Origin of the sequence: Pseudomonas sp. F1_0610 (assembly GCF_047470865.1) — a bacterium.
Taxonomy (GTDB): Bacteria; Pseudomonadota; Gammaproteobacteria; order Pseudomonadales; family Pseudomonadaceae; genus JAZDRH01.
Genome location: NZ_JAZDRH010000091.1, coordinates 1 through 374, shown reverse-complemented (window position 1 = coordinate 374; position 374 = coordinate 1). Strand labels below are relative to the sequence as shown.

The following is a 374-nucleotide window of genomic DNA, read 5'->3' as shown; positions in this document are numbered from 1 at the left end:
CTTAACTCAACTATTTATAACTATGAATCCCAGCACTTCTCTCCATGCTTTATCTATCATTGCCCACTACCATGGCGTCTCTGTTGATGCGGCCGATATAACTCACCGTTTTATAGAAGAAGGTGAATTATATCTCAATTTAAATACATGGTTATTAGCCGCTAAGCATTTAGAACTTAAAGCCAAAGTGGTTAAAAAAGATATTGAACGCTTAGATATGGTTTCACTACCTGCGGTAGTTTGGGGTGAGGATGGTGAGCATTTTATTTTAGCCAAAGTGGACGGCGATCGTTTTTTAATTCAAGACCTGACTTTAAATAAACCTTTAGTTCTGGAAAAAGAAGAATTTGCTAAAAAATACTCAGGAACTTTAA

1 protein-coding gene is annotated in these 374 nt (G+C 36.1%); it reads left to right on the top strand.

The annotated features are described in order from the left end of the window. Positions 1-22 precede the first annotated feature (22 nt). Positions 23-374, top strand: a 352-nt coding sequence (locus tag VQ643_RS16350) for a cysteine peptidase family C39 domain-containing protein (protein ID WP_414201584.1), incomplete at its 3' end; no start/stop codon positions are given.